Origin of the sequence: Nocardioides panacihumi, assembly GCF_039530925.1 — a bacterium.
Classification (GTDB): domain Bacteria; phylum Actinomycetota; class Actinomycetes; order Propionibacteriales; family Nocardioidaceae; genus Nocardioides; species Nocardioides panacihumi.
This window is the reverse complement of the sequence record NZ_BAAAPB010000001.1, coordinates 1,737,447-1,760,583: the sequence shown is the minus strand read 5'-3', so window position 1 is coordinate 1,760,583 and position 23,137 is coordinate 1,737,447. Positions and strand designations below refer to the sequence as shown.

The 23,137-nt window shown below is 70.7% G+C and carries 27 protein-coding genes; 23 read left to right on the top strand and 4 right to left on the bottom strand.

Annotated elements, in window-relative coordinates; genetic code table 11:
• Positions 1-5: 5 nt before the first annotated feature.
• Positions 6-446, top strand: coding sequence for a flagellar hook assembly protein FlgD (locus ABD205_RS08255; RefSeq protein ID WP_344044262.1), 441 nt, complete (start codon positions 6-8; stop codon positions 444-446).
• 24 nt (positions 447-470) lie between these two features.
• Complete coding sequence (locus ABD205_RS08250) at positions 471-1,325, top strand: flagellar hook-basal body complex protein (RefSeq protein WP_344044261.1); 855 nt, start codon at positions 471-473, stop codon at positions 1,323-1,325.
• Positions 1,326-1,537: 212 nt separating this feature from the next.
• Here ABD205_RS08250 and ABD205_RS08245 read toward each other — a convergent pair whose 3' ends face one another.
• Positions 1,538-3,133: a Fic family protein gene (locus ABD205_RS08245; protein ID WP_344044260.1), complete on the bottom strand. Its 1,596-nt coding sequence runs from the start codon at positions 3,131-3,133 to the stop codon at positions 1,538-1,540.
• Positions 3,134-3,511: 378 nt separating this feature from the next.
• Positions 3,512-4,267 carry an IclR family transcriptional regulator gene (locus tag ABD205_RS08240; protein WP_344044259.1) on the bottom strand — a complete coding sequence of 252 codons (756 nt, stop codon included), beginning with the start codon at positions 4,265-4,267 and terminating at the stop codon, positions 3,512-3,514.
• A gap of 103 nt (positions 4,268-4,370) precedes the next feature.
• Between ABD205_RS08240 and ABD205_RS08235 the strand changes: the two genes are divergently transcribed.
• The 19 genes from ABD205_RS08235 to ABD205_RS08145 all read left to right on the top strand — a co-directional run bounded on the left by ABD205_RS08235 (position 4,371) and on the right by ABD205_RS08145 (position 19,792).
• Positions 4,371-5,165 carry a CoA transferase subunit A gene (locus ABD205_RS08235; protein ID WP_344044258.1) on the top strand — a complete coding sequence of 265 codons (795 nt, stop codon included), beginning with the start codon at positions 4,371-4,373 and terminating at the stop codon, positions 5,163-5,165.
• Positions 5,162-5,797, top strand: a complete 636-nt coding sequence (locus ABD205_RS08230) for a 3-oxoacid CoA-transferase subunit B (RefSeq protein ID WP_344044257.1) — start codon at positions 5,162-5,164, stop codon at positions 5,795-5,797. The genes ABD205_RS08235 and ABD205_RS08230 overlap by 4 nt, the downstream gene beginning before the upstream one ends.
• 157 nt (positions 5,798-5,954) lie before the next feature.
• Positions 5,955-6,299 (top strand): flagellar FlbD family protein, encoded by a 345-nt coding sequence (locus tag ABD205_RS08225; RefSeq protein ID WP_344044256.1) that lies wholly within the window; start codon positions 5,955-5,957, stop codon positions 6,297-6,299.
• On the top strand, positions 6,299-7,066 hold the full coding sequence (locus ABD205_RS08220) for a motility protein A (protein ID WP_344044255.1): 768 nt from the start codon (positions 6,299-6,301) through the stop codon (positions 7,064-7,066). The genes ABD205_RS08225 and ABD205_RS08220 overlap by 1 nt, the downstream gene beginning before the upstream one ends.
• A gap of 1 nt (position 7,067) precedes the next feature.
• Entirely contained in the window at positions 7,068-7,982 is a 915-nt protein-coding gene (locus tag ABD205_RS08215; RefSeq protein ID WP_344044254.1) for an OmpA/MotB family protein, read from the top strand.
• Positions 7,979-8,419 (top strand): flagellar basal body-associated FliL family protein, encoded by a 441-nt coding sequence (locus ABD205_RS08210; protein ID WP_344044253.1) that lies wholly within the window; start codon positions 7,979-7,981, stop codon positions 8,417-8,419. The genes ABD205_RS08215 and ABD205_RS08210 overlap by 4 nt, the downstream gene beginning before the upstream one ends.
• Positions 8,420-8,522: 103 nt before the next feature.
• Positions 8,523-9,458, top strand: coding sequence for a flagellar motor switch protein FliM (locus ABD205_RS08205; RefSeq protein WP_344044252.1), 936 nt, complete (start codon positions 8,523-8,525; stop codon positions 9,456-9,458).
• A complete protein-coding gene (gene fliN, locus ABD205_RS08200; RefSeq protein ID WP_344044251.1) occupies positions 9,455-10,288 on the top strand; it encodes a flagellar motor switch protein FliN in 834 nt (277 codons plus the stop codon). Before ABD205_RS08205 ends, fliN begins: the two co-directional genes overlap by 4 nt.
• Positions 10,289-10,297: 9 nt before the next feature.
• Positions 10,298-10,753: a flagellar biosynthetic protein FliO gene (locus tag ABD205_RS08195; RefSeq protein WP_344044250.1), complete on the top strand. Its 456-nt coding sequence runs from the start codon at positions 10,298-10,300 to the stop codon at positions 10,751-10,753.
• Positions 10,750-11,541, top strand: coding sequence for a flagellar type III secretion system pore protein FliP (gene fliP, locus ABD205_RS08190; protein WP_344044249.1), 792 nt, complete (start codon positions 10,750-10,752; stop codon positions 11,539-11,541). The genes ABD205_RS08195 and fliP overlap by 4 nt, the downstream gene beginning before the upstream one ends.
• 5 nt (positions 11,542-11,546) lie before the next feature.
• Positions 11,547-11,849 (top strand): flagellar biosynthesis protein FliQ, encoded by a 303-nt coding sequence (gene fliQ, locus ABD205_RS08185; protein ID WP_344044248.1) that lies wholly within the window; start codon positions 11,547-11,549, stop codon positions 11,847-11,849.
• On the top strand, positions 11,846-12,613 hold the full coding sequence (locus tag ABD205_RS08180; protein ID WP_344044245.1) for a flagellar biosynthetic protein FliR: 768 nt from the start codon (positions 11,846-11,848) through the stop codon (positions 12,611-12,613). Before fliQ ends, ABD205_RS08180 begins: the two co-directional genes overlap by 4 nt.
• A 3-nt stretch (positions 12,614-12,616) precedes the next feature.
• Positions 12,617-13,759, top strand: a complete 1,143-nt coding sequence (locus ABD205_RS08175; RefSeq protein WP_344044243.1) for an EscU/YscU/HrcU family type III secretion system export apparatus switch protein — start codon at positions 12,617-12,619, stop codon at positions 13,757-13,759.
• Between the two features lie 142 nt (positions 13,760-13,901).
• On the top strand, positions 13,902-15,962 hold the full coding sequence (gene flhA / locus ABD205_RS08170; RefSeq protein ID WP_344044241.1) for a flagellar biosynthesis protein FlhA: 2,061 nt from the start codon (positions 13,902-13,904) through the stop codon (positions 15,960-15,962).
• Positions 15,959-16,267, top strand: a complete 309-nt coding sequence (locus tag ABD205_RS08165; RefSeq protein WP_344044239.1) for a hypothetical protein — start codon at positions 15,959-15,961, stop codon at positions 16,265-16,267. The genes flhA and ABD205_RS08165 overlap by 4 nt, the downstream gene beginning before the upstream one ends.
• Positions 16,268-16,301: 34 nt before the next feature.
• Positions 16,302-17,345 (top strand): phosphatase PAP2 family protein, encoded by a 1,044-nt coding sequence (locus tag ABD205_RS08160; protein ID WP_344044237.1) that lies wholly within the window; start codon positions 16,302-16,304, stop codon positions 17,343-17,345.
• Positions 17,346-17,351: 6 nt separating this feature from the next.
• Complete coding sequence (locus ABD205_RS08155) at positions 17,352-19,106, top strand: MFS transporter (RefSeq protein ID WP_344044235.1); 1,755 nt, start codon at positions 17,352-17,354, stop codon at positions 19,104-19,106.
• A 54-nt stretch (positions 19,107-19,160) separates the two neighbouring features.
• Positions 19,161-19,352, top strand: a complete 192-nt coding sequence (locus ABD205_RS08150; RefSeq protein ID WP_344044233.1) for a hypothetical protein — start codon at positions 19,161-19,163, stop codon at positions 19,350-19,352.
• Between the two features lie 8 nt (positions 19,353-19,360).
• Positions 19,361-19,792: an SRPBCC family protein gene (locus ABD205_RS08145; RefSeq protein ID WP_344044231.1), complete on the top strand. Its 432-nt coding sequence runs from the start codon at positions 19,361-19,363 to the stop codon at positions 19,790-19,792.
• Here ABD205_RS08145 and ABD205_RS08140 read toward each other — a convergent pair whose 3' ends face one another.
• Positions 19,793-20,464 (bottom strand): HAD family hydrolase, encoded by a 672-nt coding sequence (locus ABD205_RS08140; RefSeq protein ID WP_344044229.1) that lies wholly within the window; start codon positions 20,462-20,464, stop codon positions 19,793-19,795.
• Between the two features lie 121 nt (positions 20,465-20,585).
• On the opposite strand from ABD205_RS08140, the gene ABD205_RS08135 reads away from it, so the two are divergent.
• Complete coding sequence (locus ABD205_RS08135) at positions 20,586-21,119, top strand: GNAT family N-acetyltransferase (RefSeq protein ID WP_344044227.1); 534 nt, start codon at positions 20,586-20,588, stop codon at positions 21,117-21,119.
• An 89-nt stretch (positions 21,120-21,208) separates the two neighbouring features.
• Entirely contained in the window at positions 21,209-22,564 is a 1,356-nt protein-coding gene (locus tag ABD205_RS08130; protein ID WP_344044225.1) for a hypothetical protein, read from the top strand.
• Here the strand turns inward: ABD205_RS08130 and ABD205_RS08125 are convergent.
• Positions 22,494-23,063 (bottom strand): DNA polymerase ligase N-terminal domain-containing protein, encoded by a 570-nt coding sequence (locus tag ABD205_RS08125; protein WP_344044223.1) that lies wholly within the window; start codon positions 23,061-23,063, stop codon positions 22,494-22,496. The two genes, ABD205_RS08130 and ABD205_RS08125, sit on opposite strands and share 71 nt — an antisense overlap.
• Positions 23,064-23,137 lie beyond the last annotated feature (74 nt).

The window sequence follows — 23,137 nt, the reverse complement described above, 5'->3', positions numbered from 1 at the left end:
GACAGATGTCCGTCTCTGCCACCGAAGGGGCGACCTCGGGCCTGCTGGCCCTGGCCGGCTCCTCGTCCGCCGACTCCGCGAAGGCGACCAGCGACCATGACACGTTCCTGCAGCTGCTGGTCGCGCAGCTGAAGTACCAGGACCCGATGAACCCGACCGACTCCAGCCAGTTCATGGCGCAGAACGCCCAGTTCACCGCGCTGGAGAAGATGCAGAGCGTCGCCGACGGCATGGACAAGCTCCTGTCCGCACAGATGTCCTTCGGCGCCGCCGGCATGATCGGCCGCCAGGTCAGCTGGGTCGACGCCAGCGGTGCGACCCAGACCGGCGTCGCGAGCGGCGTCAGCTTCCCGGCCACCGGGCCGGTCCTGACCGTGGGCGGCGTCAGCGTCCCGGTCACCTCGGTCACCGCCGTGGCCACCCCCTCCAGCTCCCCCTCCGCCTGACCCACCCCCGAACTAGGAGATCCCATGCTTCGCTCGCTCTTCTCCGGCATCAGCGGCCTGCGCGTCAACCAGACGATGCTCGACGTGACCGGCAACAACATCGCCAACGCCAACACGACGGGCTTCAAGAGCAGCAGCACCGTCTTCCAGGACACGCTCAGCCAGATGCTCACCGCCGGCGCCGCCCCGAACGGCGTCCGCGGCGGCACGAACCCGATCCAGATCGGCCTCGGCGTCCAGGTCGCCGGCACCTCGGGCAACTTCACCCAGGGCTCCAACCAGACGACCGGTCGCCCGACCGACATGATGATCAACGGTGACGGCTTCTTCGTCGTGCAGGACGGCAACAACCTCACCTACACGCGCGCCGGCTCGTTCTCCTGGGACCCGCAGGGCAACCTGGTCGCCCCCGACGGCAAGTTCGTGATGGGCTACGCCGCCGACGCGACCACCGGCCTCGTCGACACCACCGTCGCACCGCAACACGTCAACCAGTTCATGAACGGCATCGGCACCGGCACGCCGAAGCTCGTCTCCTACGAGATCAGCAGCGACGGCATGGTCCGCGGCGTCTACGACGACAACTCCCAGCACAACATCGGCCAGATCTCGATCGCCGACTTCGTCAACCCGCAGGGACTGAACAAGGTCGGCGACACGCAGTTCGCCGAGTCGGCCAGCTCCGGCACCCCGACGTACGGCGTCCCCGGCGTCGGCGGCAACGGCACCCTGACTGTCGGCAGCCTGGAGATGTCCAACGTCGACCTCGCCCAGGAGTTCACCAACCTGATCCTCGCCCAGCGCGGCTTCGAGGCCAGCTCGAAGGTCATCACCACCTCCGACCAGGTGCTCGAGGACCTGGTCAACATCAAGCGCTGAAATCTGGGCTTCTCCCAATGTGGGGCGGCCAGACAACCCAACGCCCGGCGATCGCGCTGCGATTGCCGGGCGTTCGGGCGTTCTCTGCACGAGAGGAGCGCAGCGTGCCCAACGGCCCCCGGGCCTTCTCTCCAGAGAGCCGCGTCCTGGTCTCATACACGGCGTGGCCCGGGGGCCGCCGCCCCAAGGCTCCGGCGCCCCAGAAGCGCGTGTCAGGGACCGCTTGGCAACCGGAGGACCTTGCCCGAGTGCTCAGCAACGCCCGGGTCCTCGAACGCGTTGGAGGAGCCCAGGTCTGCGCGACATCGGTCCCAGTCTGACCAGTCAACGACCGCGACCCACTTCCGCGTGAAGTCGAGGACGGACACGAGCGGGGTCACACCGTTGCCGGCGGTCGCACCGGTGAGAGCGGCGAGGTAGTTGTTGCGGTAGCTGGTCGCGATGACGATGCGATGCTGCCCGCGCGCAACGAGCTCGGCGTTCGTCAGAATGCGAGCCACGCGCCCGTTCCCGTCGTCGAACGGATGGCACTCGCTGACGAGGAACATCATCATGACGGCGCGGTGGAATGGGTCGACAAGTCCGTTCAGGAGCTCCCAGCCGGCACGCAGGGTGCCCTCAGTCTGGAGCGGTGCAACGAAAGATGTGGCTCCCGCGTAGTTGGGAAGATCCTTGAACTGGCCGGGCCGCTTCTCCGGTCTGGCCGCCATGAGCACCCGATGGCGGTCCTTCAAGATCTCCACGAGGTCGTCTCCGTCGCGCGGTACCACCTGCATCAACGCGTGGTCGCTGACGATCCGGAACGTCGCAGACACGTCGTGCGCGTCCTTGGGCCGCGCGGCAGGGACCTCGTTGTTGATCGCAATGTCGAACGCTTCCTCGACCGAGAACCGCGTGCCTTCGATGTAGTTCGAGAAGTACGCCTCGAAGAACGGCAGCCACTGGCGAGACTCAGGGCCGGCGTTGTCAGGTCGCACGATCGGCGCGAGACTTTCGAGCTCTGCCACCGCCTTGCGGAACAGCTCGACGCGGGCGGCGTCATACGGGGTGCCACTAACACGAGCGGCGAGACGCTCGGAGGCGATCTCCCCACCGGAGTAGGTTCCGCTCGCAGCGGCCAGGAGGGCTCGAACCCGGGTCACCGTGGCTTGGTTGAAGTAGCCCTGGATCTGGTCGAAGACGTGGAACACGGTCTTGAGTCGGCTGTGATCGCCAGAGGATGCGAGGGCGTCGATCTGGTCACCGACGGCCTTGAGACCAGCTGCCCGCGAAGGGCGGTTCTCGGCGGGCCGGCCGACCTCCTCAGCGTTCTCAAGGAGCGCGCGGGCGGTGCTCGACAGGTACAGGACGTCCATCCACCGGCTATCCCCGGGCAGCGGCCCCGGGCCGATGCGGCACTTCACGGTCACGCCCGGCATCAAGAGGTCTCTGACCCGCGGCGGGTCTGGGTGGCAGATGAAGATCCAGTCAGTTCTGCCGCCGTCGAACGCGGTCCTGTCGCACACGACAGCATCCGGCCAGAAGTGTGCGATGACGTTCCACAGGTGTTCACGAACGACCGTCTCGACGGGAAGGGACGCCCCGACGACGTACACGCCCGTCGTCAGGCGGACAGCCTTGCCTGCACGGCGCATCCGCGACAGGTGCGCCTTGTTGGCCGCGGTCGAGAAGACCAGCTCGCCGGCTGGGTTGCCGCTAGGCGCGGACGGAGTCTCGGACATGACCACCTCATCTCGAACGTCGCGCAAGTCGAGCCTGCGGGCAACCTTCCGTACAAAAGTACCAGTTGCGACAATCCGTTCTGGCAACTTTTTGCAATAAAGTCTGAGGCAGGCAGAACGTCAAGCAACTTTCTTCATTGAACTCTACGAACTTGGGCAACAATTCGTCTCTAAGTCAGGTTGCCTCCGGAGCCAGGGCAATTCTGGGCGGTGCTGAACAGCGGTCCCCGAGAGCCTTGGGCGTGTGTTCAGGCTCGGCGTGACCATGGAGGGCAGCATCGGCCGAGCCCTGGCGACGTCTGCCAGCTCGCTGGCGCCGGTCGAAGTGGCGCTACAGGCCGAAGGTGCATCGTCCCCGGGCCTGGCGAAGGTCATGCTGGCCGAGACCGCGGTCAAGCGCCTCGTCGAGCCCGAGAAGGTGGCCTCCCTGGACGGCCCGATGAGTGACCCCGATCGTCGGTCGCCTCACCGGGCGCGCAGCGCCGTGCTCAGGTCGTGAGCCTCCTGGAGGAGCCGCTCACCCATGGCCTGACGTCGCTCGTCGTCGAACCGCTGCTCGATCCCGGTCAGGCTCAGGGCCCAGCGGGGCTCACCGGCGTGGTCGAACACGGCAGCCCCGAGCCCCCAGCTGCCCTCGACGATGAGGCCGGGGTTGACGGCGTACCCGAGACGCTGGGTCTGGGCGATCCGGGCGCGGATCGCCTCGGGCGTGTGGGCGGCGCCGTAGGCGCCGGTCAGGTCGGTGGACAGCAGGTGCTCGACCTCGCGTGGAGGCAGGAACGACGCGATGGCGAGGCCGGCCGAGGCGACGCCGAGCGGGAAGCGGATCCCCTCGTACAGGACGTGCGAACGGATCGGGAAGCTGCCGTCCTCGCGCAGCAGGCAGACGGTCTCGTCGCCGCGGCGGGTCGAGAAGAACGCGCTCTCACCCGTCGCGACAGCCAGGCGCCGCACGAACGGTTGGGCGACCTGCGTGACGTCGTAGCGAGGTGCCGCCGTCTCGCCCATCAGGTAGAGCTCCGGCCCGAGCAGCCACCCTCCGTTCCGGTCGCGGTCGACGAACCCGATGTCGAGGAGCGAGGTCAGCAGGCGATGGGTCGTCGGCCGCGGCAGACCGGCGAGGTGGGCGACAGCACTCGTCGTCGCCCCCGTCGGCTCGAAGGAGGAGACGGCTCGCAGCACTGTCCCGACGCGGCCGACCACATCCACAGGCGCGTCCACTCAATGAACGCTAACAGGTGCAGGGATCCGCTGCCCGATCGATTCTCGTCCGACCAGTGAGCGACCGTTGACGGCGCCGGCCGTGCTCGGTCGAATGGTCGCCATGGACAAGACGGTGACTTCGGCCGCCCAGGCGGTGGCGGACATTCGCGATGGCGCCCGGTTGGCGGTGGGTGGCTTCGGGCTGTGCGGCATCCCGTCGGTGCTGATCGGGGCCGTGCTGGAGTCCGGTGTCGCCGACCTCGAGGCGGTCTCGAACAACGCCGGGGTGGACGACTGGGGTCTGGGTCTGCTCCTGGCGGCGGGGCGGCTGCGCCGGATGGTGGCCTCCTACGTCGGGGAGAACCGGGAGTTCGCCCGCCAGTACCTCGCCGGCGAGCTGGAGGTCGAGCTGACCCCGCAGGGCACGTTGGCCGAGCGGATGCGGGCCGGCGGGTCGGGGATCGCGGCGTTCTTCACCGCGACCGGCGTCGGCACGCAGGTCGCCGAGGGCGGCCTGCCGTGGAAGTACGACGGGGTCGGGACCGGGCCGGAGAACGTGCAGGTCGCCAGTCCGGCCAAGCAGACCCAGACGTTCGAGACGGCGGAGGGTCCGAAGGAGTTCGTGCTCGAGCACGCGATCGTGGCCGACTTCGCGCTGGTGCGTGCCTGGAAGGGCGACCGGCACGGGAACCTGGTGTTCCGGGAGTCGGCGCGCAACTTCAACCCGCTGGCCGCGATGTGCGGTCGGGTCACGATCGCGGAGGTCGAGGAGCTGGTCGAGCCGGGTGAGCTGGACCCGGACCAGGTCCACACGCCGGGGGTGTTCGTGCAGCGCGTCGTCGCGTTGAGCCCGGAGCAGGCGGCGGAGAAGCGGATCGAGAAGCGCACCGTGCGTGCGCAGGGGGAGTCGGCATGAGCTGGTCGCGGGAGCAGATGGCGGCGAGGGCGGCGGCTGAGCTGGCCGACGGCGACTACGTCAACCTGGGGATCGGGCTGCCGACCCTGGTGCCCAACTACGTGCCCGACGAGGTCGAGCTGGTGCTCCAGTCGGAGAACGGGATCCTGGGGGTGGGCGCGTACCCGAGCGAGGACGCCGTCGACGCGGACCTGATCAACGCGGGCAAGGAGACGGTCACGGTCAGGCGGGGGGCGAGCTTCTTCGACTCCGCGACGAGCTTCGGGATGATCCGGGGCGGCAAGATCGACGCCGCGATCCTGGGCGCGATGCAGGTCAGCGCGAGCGGTGACATCGCGAACTGGATGATCCCCGGCAAGATGGTCAAGGGGATGGGTGGTGCGATGGACCTGGTCCACGGCGCCCGGAAGGTGATCGTGCTGATGGAGCACGTCGCCAAGGACGGCTCCTACAAGATCGTGGACGAGTGCTCGCTGCCCTACACCGGCCGCGGCGTGGTCCAGCGCATCATCACCGACCTGGCCGTCATCGACATCACCCCCGACGGACTGGTGCTGGTCGAGCTCGCCGACGGCGTCACCCTCGACGAGGTCCGAGAGAAGACCGAGCCGGTCCTCATCGACCGTCGCTGAGTCGGGACGGCCAGCCAGACCCGAGCCCTGCTGGCCGAAGTCACCACAGTCCGGCACCAGACCGCTCAGGTGTCGCCGCAACGGGCCGAAGGTTGAGAAGACCCGCCACGGATGGCGCGTCGAGAGCAACGAAGACGGCACAAGGACGGTGCACCCGATGATCACGCTCACCCGACTCTCGGGCTCGGTTTTCCTGCTGAACGCCGACCTGATCGAGCGCGTGGACAGCACGCCCGACACCGTCATCACCCTCGTCGACGGCAAGAAGTACGTCGTCTCGGAGTCGATGGGGCAGGTCATGGACGCGGTCGTCGCCTACCGCGGCGAGATCGTCGCCCTCGGCTCGCTCCTCGACGCGGCGCACGCGGCCCAGCTCGCCGCCCCCGCTCAGCGCCGTGAGCCGCGGACCGGGCCGCACCTGGCCGCCGTCGCACCGCACCCGGCCTCGTACGAGCACGCCCACCACGTCGACCACGGCGTCCCCACCCGAGGAGAAGCCTGATGGATCCGGCACCCGCGATCGGGATCGGCCTCGGCTTCGCCGTCATCGTCGGCTCGAACATCATGGAGGGCGGCAACCCCGCCAGCCTCTTCATCCTGCCCCCGATGATGCTCGTCATCGGCACCACCGTGATGGTGAGCATCGCCGGCGGCACGATGCAGGACGCGAAGAACGTCCTCACCAACCTCAAGCGCGCCTTCACGGCCAAGGTCGAGCCGGCCGGCGCCATGGTGCCGATCGTCGTCTCCCTGGCCGAGCGTGCTCGGCGCGAGGGCCTGCTCGCGCTCGAGGAGGGGCTCAACGACATCGACGAGCCGTTCCTCGTCAAGGGCGTGACGATGGCGATCGACGGCACCGACCCCGAGGAGGTCCGCGACATCCTCGAGGCCGAGGTGCACGCGAAGAAGGCGGAGGACCGCCACGGCGCGAAGTTCTTCTCCGACGCCGGCGCCTACTCCCCGACGATCGGCATCATCGGCACCGTCATGGGCCTGGTGCACGTCCTCGAGCAGCTCGCGGACCCGCAGGCGCTCGGCCCGCTGATCGCGTCGGCGTTCGTGGCCACCCTGTGGGGCGTCATGCTCGCGAACGTCGTGTGGTTCCCGATCGGCAACCGGCTCAAGCGGCTCAGCGCCCTGGAGGCGGCCCGCATGGAGATGGCCATCGAGGGCATTGCCGCGATCCAGGCGGGCTCCAACCCGCGCCTGGTCGCCGAGAAGCTCCGCTCGTTCGTGCCCGCCGACCAGCAGGACCGCGAGGCTGCCTGACATGGCCCGCCGACGCCGGGAGGAGGAAGAGGAGCACGACGAGGGCTCCGAGCGCTGGCTCGTCACGTACGCCGACATGCTGACGCTGCTGATGGTGCTCTTCATCATCCTGTTCTCGATGTCGACGGTCGACTCGAAGAAGTACGAGGAGCTCAAGGCGGGTCTCGCCGACGGCTTCGGCCGCTCCCTGAGCATCCTCGACGGCGCCGACCAGACGATCGAGGACAAGGGCTCGATCGACCAGGCCGCCGCCAGCTACGACCAGCTCGTCGGCGAGATGCCCAAGAACGAGCGCGCCAAGGTGCAGCAGATCGTGGACAAGTCCGCGCAGCAGCGCCTCCAGCGTCAGTACGCCGACGCGAAGAACGAGGTCGACAGCCTGCTCGCGGTCTGGCACCAGATGCAGGCGGCGCTCAAGAAGCAGGGCCTCCAGTCCGACGTCCAGGCCCAGATCGACGAACGCGGCCTCATCGTCAGCCTGGTCTCGCGCCACGTCGTCTTCCAGCCGAACGTCGCCGACCTGACCCGCCGCGGCAAGCGCATCCTCGACACGCTCGCCCCGGTGCTCGCGAAGCTCCCCGAGCCGATCGAGGTCGACGGCCACACCAACCAGGTGAAGGTGCAGCCGAAGTTCTACCCGACCGACTGGGAGCTCTCCTCCGCGCGCGCCGTCACCGCGCTGCGCCACCTCGAGGAGACCGACAAGATCCCGGCCGGGCGTCTCACCGCGTCGGCGTTCGGTCACACGAAGCCGCTCGTCGACCCGCGCACGCCCGGCTCGCAGGCCGTCAACAAGCGCGTCGACATCGTCGTCCTCTCGCAGGCCCCCGCAGAGACGCGGGAGAAGCTCGCCGAGATCGACAACGAGCTGCAGCCGCACACCACCGCCGTCACGACCCAGGGAGGGACCTCATGACCGTCACCGCCATGCCGAAGAGCGACGAGGAGGAGAAGACCAAGAAGCGCAAGCCGGTCAAGCTGATCGCGATCCTGGTCGTCGTGGTCGTGGCCGCGGCCGCCGCCTGGTTCCTGGTGATCGCCCCGAAGCACCACGGGCCGGTCGCACCGAAGCCGGGCGCCGTACTGCCCCTCGACTCCCAGCAGATCAACCTCGCCGCCGGCCACTACCTGCGGCTCGGAATCGCACTGCAGCTCACCGACAAGGCGACCGAGACGGTCGACGGCAGCAAGGCCCTCGACGCCGCGATCGCCGTGTTCAGCGGGCTGTCGGTGGAGCAGGTCACCAAGGCCGGCGCCCGGGACACGCTGAAGAAGCAGCTGCTGACCGATCTCGAGAAGCGCTACAAGGACGAGGTCATGGACGTCTACTTCACGGAGTTCGTCACGCAGTGACCCACTGAGGGGCCACCCCAGGCCCGTTCGGACTACCCAGGACCATCCGTTCGAAGGTCCCGGTTCTGCTCAGGTGCGCCCGCGCAGCGCCGATCTGCGAGGCGTGACAGTCGCCGCCACCCCCGCGCCGCGCCAGCGTCGGCGCAGGGAGCACCCTGAGCCGGTCCCGTACGACTTCCGCCGGCCGATCCAGCTCTCGCGCGAGCACGCCCGCACGCTGCAGCTCGGCTTCGACGGCTTCGCCCGCCAGGCCACGACCGTCTTCACGTCGTCGCTGCGCACGGTCTGCTCGGCGACGCTCACCGACATCGAGCAGCGCACCTACGCCGAGTACGTCGACTCGCTCGGCTCGAGCACGTACATGACCCTGTTCTCCGCCGACCCCATGCCGGGCGTCGGCATGATCGAGATCCCACTCTTCGCGATCTTCTCGTGCGTCGACCACATGCTCGGCGGTCCCGGCTCGGACACCCAGCCCGACCGCCCGCTGACCGAGATCGAGAGCGGCGTCGCCCGTGGCCTCGTCGAGCGGCTCCTCTCGGAGATGCGCTACTACCTCGCGCCGGTCGTGCCGCTGGAGCCGACGATCACGGGCGTCGAGTACAACCCCCAGTTCGCCCAGGTCGCCGGCACCGCCGACGTGATGGTCGTCGTCACCTTCGACCTGCGGATCAACGACCGCGAGCACCGCATGTCCATCTGCCTGCCGTTCAGCGGGCTGGTGCCGCACCTCACCAGCGCCAACCAGGCCGGACCGATGTCGGACCGCGAGCGCGCGCAGCGGGCCATGTCGGCCCAGCTGTTGCAGCAGCAGTTCGCGAAGGTCCCCGTCCAGGTCTCGGTCCGCTTCAAGCCGACCAAGCTCGGACCGGACGCGATCAGCTCGCTCAAGCCGGGCGACGTCGTCCGGCTCTCGCACGGCGCCTCGCTCCCCCTCGACGTGACCGTCGCCGGCGACACGTTCGCCCACGCGACCGCCGGCGCCCGCGGGCAGCGTCTCGCCGCCCTCATCGTGGACACCCCCAAGGAGAACGCATGACCGAGACCGTGTCCGACTTCGCCGCGGCCGCCGCCGAGGCGAACGCGACGGCCGCCGCCGAGGCCGCCGCCCAGGTGCTGCCGGCCGTCGAGCCGCTCACCGCCGGTCCGGCGCAGCCCGGCTCCCCGCACGTCACCGCCGCCTTCGCCGGCGCTGCCGTCGCCGATCTCGAGGCACCGGTGCCCGGCCGGGTCGCGATCCTCGTGGGCCAGGACCTCGTCACCGCGCTCGCGAACAGCCCCCTCGGCGGACTCGACCTGCATGCAGCGATCCACCCGGCTCTCGAGGCCGTCGCCAGCCAGCTGGGCACCCGCGTGCGCGGCGCGCGGACCGTCGAGCTCGAGGCGCTCGTCGGCGAGCTGGCCGGCCCCTTCACCACCGTCCCCCTCATCGGCATCGGCATCGACGCGGCCGTCCTCGTCACCGACGACGCGCTCAGCGGTGCCCGCGAGCCGGTCGCGGAGCCGGGTCTCGACTCCGCTGGTCGTGCAGCGAGCGCCGGCGAGCGTGTCGAGACGACCCAGCCGTTCACGGCGCCGCTGCAGGAGCCGGCCGCCCGCCCGTACGTGATGATCCCGGGCCAGCGCGGCCTGGAGATGCTGCACGGCGTCGACATGGAGGTGACGGTCGAGCTCGGCCGCACCCGGTTGACGGTCCGCGACCTGCTCGCGCTCTCCCCCGGCGCCGTGCTGGAGCTCGACCGCGCCGCCGGCAGCCCGGCGGACCTGCTCGTCAACGGCCGCCTCATCGCCCGCGGCGAGGTCGTCGTGGTGGACGAGGACTTCGGCCTGCGCGTCACCGAGATCCTCGACGACGCAGCAGCGGTCTAGGTCGCGACGATGGACATGCTCGGGCTCGTCGTACGTCTCGTCTGCTCTCTCGCGGTCGTGCTGGGGCTGCTGCTCCTGATCGCCCGGTTCGCCGGCAAGCGCTTCCAGGGCCGCACCGGCGCGCCGGTGCAGATCCTGCACCGGCAGCCGATCAGCCGCGGCAGCTCGGTCGCCGTGGTCTCCGTCGGCACGCGGATCCTCGTGCTCGGCACCACCGAGCAGCAGGTCACCCTCCTCACCGAGCTGGAGCCCGACGAGATCGGCGTCGACGTGACCGAGCCCGTCGCCGTCGAGACGCCGGAGCCCGCACGGCACCGGTCGGGCCCGACCGCCGCCACCACCCCGCTCGCGGGGTCCCTCCTGTCCGGCCAGACCTGGAAGCAGGCGCTCGCCGCCGCGACGCGCGCCCCCGCCCCGAGCGCATCCGTCCCGACGAGCACCATCTCGGAGAAGCAAGCCTCATGACCTCACTGACCCCTCTCGGCCGGCGCCTCTGGCTGGTCGGGGCGACGATCGCTGCCCTGGTGCTCGCGCCGGGGGCGGCGTACGCCGCGCCGAAGGGCCCCAGCGGCCCGGCGAACCCGCACGGCCCGACCGTCTCGGTCAACCTCAACGGGCTGACCGACAAGCCCAGCAACAGCCTGGTCACGATCATCGCGCTGACCCTGCTGTCGGTGGCGCCGGCGATCATCCTGACCTGCACCAGCTTCACCAAGATCATCGTGGTGCTGGGTCTGACCCGCAACGCGCTCGGCCTGCAGCAGAGCCCGCCCAACCAGGTGCTGGCCGGGCTGGCGCTCTTCCTCAGCCTCTTCATCATGGCGCCGGTGCTCTCCCAGGTGAACGACGCCGGGGTGCAGCCCTACCTCAAGGGCGACAAGACCACCGCCCAGGCCTGGGACGCCGGCATCAAGCCGCTGCAGAAGTTCATGCTCGACAACACCGACGACGACGAGCTGACGCTGCTGACCAGCGTCGCGAAGCGCGACCTGCCGAAGAGCCGTGACGACGTGCCGCTCTCGACGCTGGTGCCGGCCTTCGTGCTCTCGGAGCTGAAGGACGCCTTCATCATCGGCTTCATCATCTTCATCCCGTTCCTGGTGATCGACATCGTGGTGAGCGGGGCGCTGATGGCGCTGGGCATGATGATGATGCCGCCGGTGATGGTGTCGCTGCCGTTCAAGCTGCTGCTGTTCGTGCTGGTGGACGGCTGGGCGCTCGTGATCAGAGCGCTGGTCGGGAGCTACGGATGATCCCCGTGCATCTCACCGTGCATCTCACCGGGCTCGAGCTCACCGACACAGCGATCATCGGGCTCGCGCTCAAGACGATGCTGGTCGCCTTCAAGCTCTCGGCGCCGATCCTGGCGACCTCGCTCGTGGTCGGCTTCACGATCTCCCTGTTCCAGTCGATGACCCAGATCCAGGAGGTCACGCTCTCGTTCGTGCCGAAGGTCATCGGCGTCGGGATCGCGCTGCTGATCTGCGGCAACTGGATGCTGCACACGATGGTCTCGTTCACGCAGCACCTGTTCGAGAGCATCCCGTCACTGCTGTCATGACGATCACCGTCCAGGGCGCGCCCCTCATGGCCTACCTGCTCGCCTCGGTCCGGATCGTGGCGTGGCTGGCCGTCGTACCTCCCTTCTCGTCGCGGTCGATCCCGTCGATGGCGAAGGTCGTGCTCGCGCTCGGGCTGTCGTTCGTCGTCGCGCCGTCGCTGGCGCAGGGCCGGCTGCCGTCCTCGACTCCCGAGCTGCTGTTCGTGGTGCTGACGCAGGTGGTGGTCGGCCTCGGGATGGGCTTCGTGACCATGCTGCTCTTCAGCGCGGTCTCGACGGCGGGCACGCTCGTCGACCTGTTCGGCGGCTTCGCGCTGGCGGCGGCGTTCGACCCGCTGTCGATGAACCAGAACACCATCTTCGGCAAGTGGCACCAGTGGCTCGCGACGGCGCTCCTGCTGGTCAGCGGCGGCCACCTGATCGTGATCGCCGGGCTGCTCAAGACGTTCTCCTTCCTGCCGCTGTCCGGGACGCCCGACATCGCCGGCTGGGAGCCGGTGGTCGTGACCGCGTTCGGGATGTTCTTCACCGTCGCCGTGCAGATCGCACTGCCGCTGATCGCCGTGCTCTTCCTCGCCGACCTCGCACTCGCGCTGCTCACCAAGGTGGCGCCGCAGCTGAGCGCGATCAACATCATGTATCCCGCCAAGATCGGGCTCACCCTGTTGCTGGTCGGCCTGTCCTTCCCCGTGCTGCCGCAGGCCGTCGACAAGCTCGTCGGCTACTCGCTGCAGGCGATGTCGACCATGTCCGGAGCGGGGTGACCCATGGCCTCCGGTGAGGAGAGGACGGAGAAGCCCACCGCCAAGCGGCGGCGCGAGGCCCGCAAGGAGGGTCAGATCGCGCGTACGCCGGACCTCGGCGGCTGGCTCTCCCTGCTCGTGCTCGGCCTCGCCGTCGGGCCGCTCCTCGGCCACGAGGTCGACGCGTGGCGCCAGCTCATCACCGCGAGCCTGACCGCGGCCGACCACCCGAGCGTGCCGCTCGCCCTGCAGCTGCTCCGCAACGGCGCGAAGCACACCCTCCTCGCGATCCTGGTGGTCGCCGGGATCGTGCTGCTCGTCTCCGTCGCCGCGGCCGTCGCGCAGGGCGGCATGATCGTCTCCCCCAAGCTGGTCAAGCCGTCGCTGAAGAAGCTCAACCCGGTGCAGGGCTTCAAGAAGATCTTCGGGCCCAGGGCGCTGTGGGAGGGCGCCAAGATGCTCCTCAAGAGCTCTGTCGTCGCGCTGCTCGGCCTCGTCGCGGTCCGGTCCCTGATCCCGCTCGTCGGCGGCCTGGTCCCGATCACCACGACGATCGACATCGTCCACGACAAGGCGCTCGGGCTGATGCGCAACGTGGCGCTCGCGTCGCTGGTGATGGCCGCAGCGGACTACGCCGTCCAGCGCCGGCGGGTCGACAAGCAGATGCGGATGAGCCGCTCCGACATCAAGCAGGAGCACAAGCAGTCGGAGGGCGACCCGCTCGTCAAGAGCGCCATCCGGTCGCGCCAGCTCGCCGCCGCCCGCAACCGGATGATGGCCGACATCCCGCTGGCCGACGTGGTGCTGACGAACCCGACCCACGTCGCGGTCGCGATCCGCTACAGCGGCCAGTCGGCGCCGAGGGTCGTCGCACGGGGCGCGGGCGCGATCGCCGCGAAGATCCGCGCGACGGCGTCCGACGCACGCGTCCCGCTGGTCCAGGACGTCCCGCTCGCCCGGGCGCTCTACCGCTCGTGCGAGGTCGGTCAGGAGATCCCGCCGGAGCTGTGGACCGCCGTCGCGCAGGTGCTCGCGTTCGTGATCAGCCGCCGCCGCTCGGGTCAGTACGGCGGCGACCACCGCAGCCCGCGCGCGGACCAGCCGCTGCCCGTCGTGCCCACGTCCGTCCGGCGGCGCCGCCCGACCCCGGCCGCCGAGACCTCCTGACCCGCGGTCGCCCAGACTCGTCCGCCGATTGCCTCAGGTCGCCCGGGTCGCCTGCCGACGAGACACCTGAGGGACCGCCAGGACGGCGGGCCGTTTTTCGCCCAGCGCCACGGACGGCTCTGACCCAGGAGAGTCGCCCGTCATGAAGTCGCTGACCAAGCTCGGCGTGCCCGTGGGCATCGTGATGATCGTCGTGATGCTCGTCGTGCCGCTGCCGGCGATGCTGCTCGACCTGCTGATCGCGCTCAACATCTCGGGCGCCCTGCTGATCCTGCTGACCGCGATGTTCGTCCCGCGGCCGTTGGACTTCGCGGCGTTCCCGTCCGTGCTGCTGGTGATGACGCTGTTCCGGCTCGCGCTCAACGTCAGCGCCACCCGGCTGGTCCTGCTGCACGGCTTCGCGGGCAAGGTGATCGACACCTTCGGCCACTTCGTGGTCGGCGGCTCGCTGATCGTCGGGCTGATCGTCTTCGCGATCCTGCTGGTCATCCAGTTCGTCGTCATCACGAACGGCGCGGGGCGCGTCGCCGAGGTCGGCGCCCGCTTCACGCTCGACGCGATGCCCGGCAAGCAGATGGCCATCGACGCCGACCTCAACTCCGGCCTCATCGACGAGGACGAGGCCCGTCGTCGCCGCGCCGAGGTGCATGCCGAGGCCGACTTCTACGGCGCGATGGACGGTGCCTCGAAGTTCGTGAAGGGCGACGCCATCGCGGCCATCGTCATCACGCTCGTCAACCTGCTGGGCGGCTTCGCGATCGGCGTCGCGCAGAGCGGGATGAGCTTCTCGGAGGCCGTCAACACCTACTCGCTCCTCAGCGTCGGCGACGGCCTCGTCTCGCAGATCCCCGCGCTGCTCCTGAGCGTCGCGACCGGCCTCGTCGTCACCCGCTCGGTGAGCGACGGCGACATGGGCTCGGACATCCTCGGCCAGCTGCTGCGCCGCAAGATGCCGCTGCGGATCGCCGGCTTCGCCGGGCTGGCGCTCTGCCTCATCCCGGGCCTGCCCAAGATCCCGTTCATCGTCGCCGGCGGCCTGATGCTGCTCGCCTCGAGCCGTGTCGACGAGAGCCAGCCGGCACCCGCCGCCTCGCTCCCCGGCGCCGAGCTGGTGCCGTCCCCCGACTCCCCCGAGATGCTCGCGCAGGAGATCCTGGTCGACCCGCTCGGCCTCGAGCTCGCCGCCGACATCATCGACCTGGTCGACGCGTCCTCCGGCGGCGACCTGCTCGACCGCGTGAAGGCGCTGCGCCGCAAGGTGGCCGGCGACCTCGGCATCGTCATCCCGCCGGTGCGCACCCGCGACAACCTCGAGCTGCCGATGAACACCTACGCGATCACGCTCTTCGGCATCGAGGTCGCCCGCGGCGAGGCGCCGCGCGGCACCGTCCTCGCGATCAGCGACCACCTCGGCGCGCTGCCGGGGACGCCGACCCGCGAGCCGGTCTTCGGCCTCGACGCGAAGTGGATCCCCGCCGAGCTGCGTCACCAGGCGGAGATCTCCGGCGCCACCGTCGTCGACCGGGCGAGCGTCATCACGACCCACCTCGCCGAGGTCGTCAACACGCATGCCGGCCGCCTGCTCGGCCGCGAGGACGTCCGGCTGCTCACCGACGTCGTCAAGCGCAGCCACCCGGTCGTCATCGAGGAGCTCACCCCCGTGCTGCTCTCGCTCGGCGAGATCCAGCGGGTCCTCCGCGGCCTCCTCGACGAGCAGGTCTCGGTCCGCGACCTGGTCCGCATCTTCGAGGCGCTGTCGCTGCGCGCAGCCGTCACGAAGGACACCGACCAGCTCGTCGAGGCCGCCCGCGCCGCGCTCGGCCAGGCGGTCGTGGCGCCGTACCTCACCGACGGCGTCGTCTCGGCGATCAGCTTCGACCCGCGCCTGGAGCAGTCGATGCTCGAGGCGCTGCGCTCCAGCGACAACGGCGCGGTGCTGGCGCTCAACCCCGAGCTCGCGCAGAACATCCTGTTCTCGCTGCACACCCTGGCGACCGACGGCGAGAACACCGGCGCGCGGCCCGTCCTCGTCTGCGCGCCACAGCTGCGGGCCGCCGTACGACGGCTGGTGGCTCCGGCGCTCGACCGGCTGCCGGTCCTGTCCTACAGCGAGATCGCCGGCGCACTCTCCGTGCGCTCACTCGGCACGGTCACCGGCGAGCGGGCCGACGTGCCCGGTGCGGCACTGGCGGTCTCGGCATGACGACGCTGAGCCTCTTCGACGAGCCGTCGCTGCCCCTCGACGCCGGCGACCAGGACCCGCACACCGCCCGCGCCGGAGGTCTCACCCTGCCGGTGCTCGCCTTCGCGGCCCTGGTCGCGTCGCCGGCCATCTGGCAGTGCCTCGTCCGTCACACGGTGCCGATGCACGTCATGCTCGAGCGGTACGTCGTCATCGCGCTCGGCTGCCTGCTCGTCTCCGAGGCCGCCCGGCGACTGCTGCGAGCCGACCCGGAGGAGACCACCGCGGAGGTGTCCGAGGTCACCGCGGAGCCCGTCCCGGAATGACGGTCGGCCCCGCAGGGGGCCGTACCATGCCCTAGTGGCAAGCATCCCTGGCGACGAGCCGACGGCGGTCGTCGACCTCGACCGGCGCGAGCCCGTCGGTGGCGCCGACGAGCCGCAGCGCCACACCTACCTCATCGGGGTGTGGCTGACGGTCCTTGCCTTCGCGATGGTCGCGTTCTTCTGGTCGCACCACGTCGGCGTCGGGTTCAAGGACCCGGGCGGCCGGATGTTCAGCGGCAAGCTGGAGTACTCGCTGAGCGGCCTGGTCATCGCGCTCGTCGCCGACGCCGCCTGGCGGTGGCTGCGGACGCCCGGCGGGCAGCGCAGCGTGCGCCGGACGCTCGGCGCGCGCTGGACGCCGGAGCGGCTGGTGCTCCTGGTGACCGGCCTGACGGCGTACCACCTCGTCTACTTCTGCTACCGCAACCTCAAGAGCTGGGACGCGTTCAACACCCCGCGCGACAGCTGGCTGCTCGACGCCGACCGGCGGATCTTCGGCGACAGCCCGGCGGTGATGCTCCACGACCTGCTCGGGCAGCACACGGCGGCGTACGTGCTGATGGCCGTCTACAAGTCGTTCACCTACCTGACCGCGGCGTCCGTCGTCATCGCGCTCGTCTTCAGCCGCACGATCCAGCGCGGCTACGTCTTCCTGGTCGCCGCGATGTGGACGTGGATCCTCGGCACCGCCAGCTACTACCTCGTCCCGAGCCTGGGGCCGTTCGCCAGCGCGCCGCAGGAGTTCGCCGGGCTGCCGCACACGTCGATCACGAGCACCTGGGCGGAATACCTCAGCCAGCGCCAGGAGTTCCTCGCCGACCCGACCTCGCCGACGACGTTCGTCAGCATCTCGGCGTTCGCGAGTCTGCACACGGGCTTCACGGCGCTGGTCTGCTTCATGGCGTTCTACTACGGCCACAAGTGGCTCGGTGCCGCGATGGCGGTCTACCTCGTCGCGATCATGGTCTCGACCATCTACTGGGGCTGGCACTTCACGCTCGACGACCTGGCCGGCCTCGTCATCGCGGCGGTCGCGGTCGCGATCGGCCATGTGCTCGTGCGGCCACCGCGCACATGAGCTGCGATGAGCACCCGTGAGGGAGCGCGCATGACGGCGCTGGCCGAGCCGGCCCGCCCGACGGTCGAGCTCCGCGGGCCGGCCGCGCACCCGGTCGCCACCTCGTTCGTCGTCGGGGTCGTGCTGCACCTGCTGTGGTGGCTGCTGCTGGCCAACAGCGGCGGCGACATCGCGGCGCAGGACGCGTGGGCCGAGTTCGCGCGGGCGCACCCGGGCAGCGCCTACAACCTCGCCTGGTACGGCGGCATGCACGCCGCGTCGTACAGCCTGATCAGCCCCTTCGTGATGGCCGCGCTCGGCGTGCGCACGACCATGGTGATCGCGGGTGGCGTCTCGTCGGCGCTGCTCGCGCTGCTCATCGTGCGCAGCGGGGTGGTGCGGCGTCCGCTCGTGCCCGCGCTCGTCGGGACCGTGGCGCTCGTCGGCAACGCCGTGTCCGGGCGGGTCACGTTCGGGCTGGGCATGATGTTCGGCCTGGGTGCCCTGGTCCTCGCCCAGGAGATGGGCGCCCGGCCGATCGGCTGGCGCACCGACGGCTGGCGCCGTCAGGTGGCACGTGCCGGGCTGGCGGCGCTCCTGTCGGGCCTGGCCACGGCCGGGTCACCGGTCGCGGGGCTCTTCGTCGGCGTGGCCGCGGCCGGTCTCTGGCTCGCTCGGCGGCGCGCGGCGGCGTACGCGATCGGCATCCCGCCCGTCCTGGTCGTCGGCGCCAGCACCCTCGCCTTCCCGTTCTCCGGACGACAGCCGATGTCCTGGGGGTCGATCATCCTGCCGGTCGCGATGGGCGTCGCGGTGTTCGTCCTCGTGCCCCGCGACTGGCGGGTCGTCCGGCTCGGCACCGCCGTCTACACGCTCGGCGTCCTGCTGTGCTGGGTCATCCCCTCGCCGGTCGGCTCGAACGTCACACGGCTGGCGCTCCTCTTCGGCGGGGTGCTCCTCGCCGTCGCGGCGATGGCGGGCGGCTTCCGGCGGCGGACGGCCGGCCTCCTCGCCGCCGCGCTGCTCACCTCGGGCATCTGGCAGGTCGCCGTCGCCGCGACGGATGTCGTGACCACCGCGCCCGACGCCGCGTGGGCGGCCGACATCCACGCGCTCGTGCGCCAGCTGAACCAGACCGACGCCCACCTCGGCCGGGTCGAGGTCGTGCCGCCGAAGTCGCACCGTGACGCGGCCGCCCTGGCGCCGTACTTCAACCTCGCGCGCGGCTGGAACCGCCAGGCCGACGCCGAGCGCAACCCCCTGTTCTACGACCGCGACGTGCCGCTCACCGCGGCCGCTTACCGCTCGTGGCTCGACCGCTGGGCGGTCCGCTACGTGGTGCTGACACCGGGTCGGGCCGACAACGCCGCCGTGCAGGAGGCGAGTCTCGTCGAGGGCGGGCTGCCCTACCTGCGGCCGGTCTGGTCCAACGCCTCCTGGCGCCTGTACGCCGTCGAGGACCCCCGACCGCTCGTGGACGCGCCCGGTCGGCTGGTCTCGTTCGACCAGGCGGAGGTGACCGTCCGGGTCGCCTACCCCGCCAAGGTGTGGGTGCGCATCCCGACCTCGCCGTGGCTGACCCTCGTGGACGCGTCGGGCCACGTGCTGGCGCCGCCGCGGACGCCTGAGGAGAACGTCGACGGCTGCCTGTCGGTGCTCCGGATCCCCGGCACGCCCGAGGACGACTGGGTCGTCCTCGACGCCCCTCACCGCGGGCTCTACCGGATCACGGCGCCGTACTCGCTGCGCCGGGGCACGGCCTGCCCGACGCCGAAGGAGTAGCGCCGACCGCAGCGATGCCTGGCGGCGCCGGAGAGACGCTTGTAGCGTCGGCTCATGCCGAACCGTCCGCGCTCGCCGATCCTCGTCATGCGCCTGGTGACGTTCGTCGGCCTGATGCTGGTGTTCCTCGTGGTCCTGGGCGGCCTCGGCGTGGGGATGGCCGAGCTGGTCGTCTGGCTCATCGCCGTCGTGGTTGGGTCGCTGGTGATCCTCGCGCGGGAGCCGCGCGGACCTGGTCCGTCCTAGTGCCCGCCATGTCCAGCTTCACGCTGAACGTCGCCGCACCCCCGCAGCGGGTGTTCGACTACCTCTCCGAGCCTCGTCACCGGCCGGAGTGGCAGTCCAGCCTGCGGGCCGTCGAGCTCGACGACGACGGGCCGACCGGGGTCGGCACGCGCTGGATCGACCGCACGGCCGTCGGCGCCCGCCCAAGGATGGAGATCGTGGAGATGCACGCGGCGGGACCGTCCGGAGCGCCGGGCGTCTGGAGCGAGGTCGGCCGGTGGCGCGGCCTGTGCGCCGAGCTCACGCTGCACTTCCACCCGCACCCGAGGGGGACGCGCGTCGAGGGCACCGTCGAGGTCAGCGGCTCGCCCTGGCCGGCCCGACTGGTCCTGCAGGCCCTCGCGCCACCCGCGGTCCGCGCCGACCTGCGCCGCGCGGCGCGCATCCTCGAGCAGCGGTGACTACTCGCCCGCTGCCAGCCGGAGCGCCTCGCCGAGGGACGAGAGCAGATCGGCGGGGTCGGCGTAGACCGCCACGGCGCCGGCGGCCCTGAGCTCTCCCTCGCCGAACCCGCCCGAGAGCAGCCCGATCGTCGGGATGTCGGCCTCGGCCGCCGCGTAGACGTCCCACGTGGCATCGCCGATCATCACCGCGCGCGATCCCTCGACCCGCTCGAGCGCCTTCTCCAGCAGCTCGGGATCGGGCTTGGACTCCGAGGCGTCCTCGCTGGTGGTCCAGGCGTCGGTGCGGTCGCCCGCGTCGAGCAGGTCGAGCGCGTGCTCGGCGTGCTGCGGCTGCGACGAGCTCGCGAGCACGACCCGCAGGCCGGCGGCGCGGAGCCCGTCGAGCAGCTCCCGGGCGCCGGGCAGCAGCCCGGTCTCGCCGATCAGCTCGTCGTACGCCCGGGTGTGCCGCTCGGTCAGCTCGTCCCCGAACCGCTCCGCGATCTCGGCGGAGGAGACCGCAGGGATGAGCCGGTCTCCGCCCATGCCGATGTGGCGGTGCAGCGTCCACACCGGCACCGGGTGCCCGACGCCGGAGAAGGCGCGTGCCCACGCCACGGCGTGGTGGTAGGTCGAGTCCAGCAGCGTCCCGTCGATGTCGAGCAGTGCGACGTCGAACCCCTCGGTCATGTCGCCTCGATACCCGACCCCAGCCCCTCCCATGCCGAGACGTCAATCCCCGCGGCCCGAGACGTCAATCCCGGTGGCCCGAGACGTCAATCCCTGCCGCTCCCCCCGTAGATTGGCGGTCGTGGAGGTCGTCGCCGTCGCCAGTGAGGACCTCGACGACGAGGATCGCCGCTCCTTGCGTGCGCTCTGGGATCGCGCCTTCGGCGACCGCTTCAGCGACGACGACGCCGACCACGCGTACGGCGGCGTGCACGTCCTGGCCCGCGACGGCGGCCGCCTCGTCGGACACGCCAGCGCTGTGCCGAGGCTGATCCGGTTCGGGGACCAGCCCTGGCGGACCGTCGGCTACGTCGAGGCCGTCGCCACCGATCCCGACCGGCAGGGGGAAGGCATCGGCCGGCAGGTGATGGGCATGCTGCGCGACGAGATCTCCTCCCGCTGGCCGGCCGCGCTCCTCTCGACGGGGCGCGCGAGGGGGTTCTACGAGCTCCTCGGCTGGGACCGGTGGCGCGGCCTGTCCTACACACGGACGGCCGAGGGCGTCCTCCCGGACGGCGAGCACGGCGGGCTGATGGTGCTGCGCCTCGACCGCTCGGTCGTCCCTGACCTGGCCGTGCCGGTCACGTGCGAGGACCGGCCGGGTGATGCGTGGTGAGGCGTCGCGTCCTGACGGGTCCACCGGCAGACGAAGAAGTCTGTGCCCAACCTCTTGTGGATCGAATGCGTGTTCGATAATATGGCGACGTGACGATCGCTCCCTCGGACTACACGCCGGCCGACGTGCTGACGCGTGCCGAGTGGGCCGTGGCCGACCGGCGACAGGCGTTCCTCGCCGAGTACGACCTCGTGCTGGCCTGGGCCGACCTGCACTCCGCCGACTTACATCCCGCCGGCCCCGAGGCCGACGTCGAGGGCGGCGAGCGGCTGGTCCGGCTCGGCGGTGAGGGCACCCCGCTGGTGCGTGACCTGTGCCTGGCCGAGCTCGCGGTCGCGCGCTCCGAGCACGTCTACGCGACCCGCGCCCTGGTCGCCGACCTGCTCGACCTGCGCCACCGGCTCCCCCTCGTCTGGGTCCAGGTCCAGCAGCTGCGGCTCGAGGCCTGGGTCGCTCGCAAGGTCGCCCACACGTCGCGCCAGCTCTCCCGTGAAGGCGCCGCACTCCTCGACGCCGCCGTGGCCGAGGCGGTCGGCCTCTCCCCCGGCCGATTGCTCGCCCTGGCCGAGGCCAAGGTCATCGAGGCTGACACCGAGGCCCGTCGTGCCGAGCTCGAGGCCGCCCGCCAGGCCAAGGGGGTCTGGCTCACGTCGAGCCGCGAGGACGACGTGCCCGGGCTCCGATCCGTGTTCGCCCGGGTCGACGCCGCCGACGCAGTCTGGGTCGACGCCACCGTCCAGCTCGTCGCCGACCGGCTCGCCGCCAACCCCGACCTCCGCGCCCAGCACCACCCCGAGCTCGGCGAGGCCCCGACGCCCGACGAGCTGCGCGCCGCCGCGTTCGGCTGGCTCGCCCGACCACACGACCTGGCCGAGCTGCTCGGCGTGCTCGACGCCGCCGGATCCTCGGAGGAGCAGCGCCGGGCGCGCCGCCCCCGAGCAGTGGTCTACGTACACCTCCACCAGGCCGCCCTCGAGGGCACGACCGCGGTGGCCCGGACCGGGTTGGGTCCGCTCCTGGTCGAGCAGCTCGCCTCCGTGGTCGGGCACGCTCACATCACCCTCGCCCCGGTCATCGACCTCAACAGCGGTGCCAGCGTCAACGGCTACGAGCACCCGCAGAGCGTCAAGGCACGCACGATGCTCCGCACCGTCACCTCCGTCTTCCCCCACGCCAGCGGGACCACGACGCGCGTCGACCACGACCACGTCGTCCCCTACGACCCGCTCGGACCACCGGGCCAGACCGGCGACCACAACGACGCGCCTCTGGATCGACACTCGCACCGCGCGAAGACCCACCTCGGCTATCACGTCGAGCAGCTCGGCCTGGGCACCTACCTGTGGACCACACCCCACGGACTCCTCCGCGTCGTCAACAGCACCGGCACCCATCACGTCTCCGTCGACGACGCCGACCTCCTCCGCCGCCTCCACGCGGCGTGACTCGGTCGGCCCTCACCTCGTCGTTCGTACGCCCGCTGACGACCGACCTCGGGTGGTCCTCGGGGTCCCAGCCGTCGACGGCGTGCTCGTCGTGCTTGTGCAGGAGCAACCAGTTCTTCTCGTCGCCGTCGCGTCGGACGAGCACGAGCCGGCCGCGCAGCTTCTCCCCGTACATCTCCGCATGCAGCTCGCCGTCGCGAACGGCGGCCGCCGGATCGTCGGTGTGGATCGGCTCCCACGTGCCGGTGTCCCACACGATCACGTCCCCGTCGCCGTACTTCCCGCGCGGGATGACCCCTTCGAAGGTCAGGTGCTCGATCTGATGGTCGTCGACGTGCACGGCCAGTCGCCGGGCGGCCGGGTCGAGTGTCGGGCCGCGCGGGACCGCCCAGCTGACGAGGACACCGTCGATCTCGAAGCGCAGGTCGTAGTGCAGCCGCCTCGCCCGGTGCCGCTGCACGACGAAGCGGCGCTGGCCATCCAGCGGGTCGGCTGTCATACCCGACAAGTTCCCATGCCTCAGCGCACAGAACCACCCTGGTCAGGCGTTGGGAACGGCCGCGATCGGGGCAC